Source organism: Candidatus Babeliales bacterium, from assembly GCA_035944115.1.
GTDB lineage: Bacteria > Babelota > Babeliae > Babelales > Vermiphilaceae > DASZBJ01.
Genome location: DASZBJ010000026.1, coordinates 1 through 1,760, shown reverse-complemented (window position 1 = coordinate 1,760; position 1,760 = coordinate 1). Strand labels below are relative to the sequence as shown.

The following is a 1,760-nucleotide window of genomic DNA, read 5'->3' as shown; positions in this document are numbered from 1 at the left end:
ATGTGATTGGAATGATAAAACGATTCAAAATAGTTTCTGACAAGTACCGTAATCGAAGAAAGAGGTTTGGATTACGTTTTAATCTCATTGCGGGAATATGTAATTTTGAGTTAACTAAATGAGTTTCAGAAGAGGTCTATTATATGCACCTTGCGCTAATCCTTGTAGGGTACCTATGGCACAATCTAAAAAACTCCAACAATTGTCATTCAATATTAAAGCTTGTTTAATATGACCAGCCTGATTGTATTCTGCTGAAACTAATACGAAGTTGCTGATTGTCTCGGTAAAAAACGTAACTGATGGATCATTTCCCTGCTCATATTCAAAACTAATCTCTGCAGTGTGCTCCAAAATCATAATCATTTCTTGCTGTAAGCAGTGCTGTATTTCTGATCCTTCACATTGCCTAAAAATATCGGGATGTATACAACGATCTTGTAAAAAATCATCCAATTGAGGTGATAGCGCATAAGACTTTGTTTGTAACTCATACCGCTTACTTTCTGATGCTTCAATTGCTTGCAGACGCTGAGAAAGGCGCTCTGCGTGCACACCGTTATCGCATTCTGATGATGCAATCGCAAGAGCATACTCATCTGCATAATCATGCATATCTACTGCATAATAATTCAGATACTGTTCCATATGCATACGTTTTTCTTGAGCTGCTTTATTTTTGCGATCTATCTCAGCCTGCTCTCGTTTTTTACGATCAAGCTCTTCCTGATCTACTTGCTCGCGTAATGATGTTACGATAGAAGGAAATGAGTCATTAAAGTAACCAGGAAATTTTTTCCACCACCTATTGGTTCTATCGCGATCATCACAATGCACACGGCTATGCAATGTTTTAATAAATGGCTCATATAAAGGTAATGTTTTAATGTATGACTGAAAGCCATCGAACTGATACAGATGGTATTCTGATAAAATTGCTTCTTGATCAGGAGCTGACAACACTATATCAGTAGCATCTATTGGTCTACATGTATTAATAAGGCGTAAAGCTTCTCTTTGAAAATCCTCTTTCCTCCATTCTTGATAATTGCACACAAACGCTTTTTCTATTCTGCTTTTTTTTACAGCATAATCTATGTTTTTATAAGCGAACCATGCGAGCCCAATCAGATCTACACCAAAAGAAAAGCAGCCATAAATAAAAGAAAGTACTCCATTTTTTATCTCTATTCTATTCTCTTTTTTTGGTTCTGGCTGTAACAAAAAAGAGCATAAATTATCCATTGATCTCGGATCATAATTGGTTGCGAGAGGAGCATGCACATCATTTTTTTCAGGATCATGCACAAGAGGTTTTGGCTGACACGCCTGATAATTAATTTTTTCCGTAATCACGCAGGTTAACACGCAATAGGGAGCAGCAATATGTCCTTCTTTATATTCTCTTTCTATATATTTATAAAACAGATGTATTGTGTACTCATAAGACATAATTTCTTGTGGCGTGATACCAAAACAGTTACTGAACACAAAAAACAATATAAAGAAATAGGAATAGAACTTCATATACACTTCTCTCTTTTTAATACTCTCATCTGTCACAATATGCTTCATCTTTGGGCATACTATCAAAGAATATTAAAAGCGGAAGATATGCTTAGGCCGTGTGAACGAAATTTACGTTGAAGAAAAAGATGTCGCGTCCAGTTGGACGCACGGATTCTGGATTGCTACGCTGCGCTCACAATGACTATAGGCAATGCCTTATGTTCTAATGAGAGCCTTTTATGCCAAGTCTG

At 36.5% G+C, this 1,760-nt stretch carries 2 protein-coding genes; one reads left to right on the top strand and one right to left on the bottom strand.

Going from position 1 to position 1,760, the window contains the following annotated elements; translation table 11 throughout:
• Nucleotides 1–122, top strand: a 122-nt coding sequence (locus VGT41_02915) for an IS5/IS1182 family transposase (GenBank protein ID HEV2601224.1), incomplete at its 5' end; no start/stop codon positions are given.
• On the opposite strand, the gene VGT41_02910 is transcribed toward VGT41_02915, so the two are convergent.
• Nucleotides 115–1,527: a hypothetical protein gene (locus VGT41_02910; protein HEV2601223.1), complete on the bottom strand. Its 1,413-nt coding sequence runs from the start codon at nt 1,525–1,527 to the stop codon at nt 115–117. The genes VGT41_02915 and VGT41_02910 overlap by 8 nt on opposite strands.
• Nucleotides 1,528–1,760 lie beyond the last annotated feature (233 nt).

Bases quoted from the DNA above. Each gene is read 5' to 3' on its own strand.
- VGT41_02910 (HEV2601223.1), bottom strand. From the start codon at position 1,527: ATGAAGTTCTATTCCTATTTCTTTATATTGTTTTTTGTGTTCAGTAAC.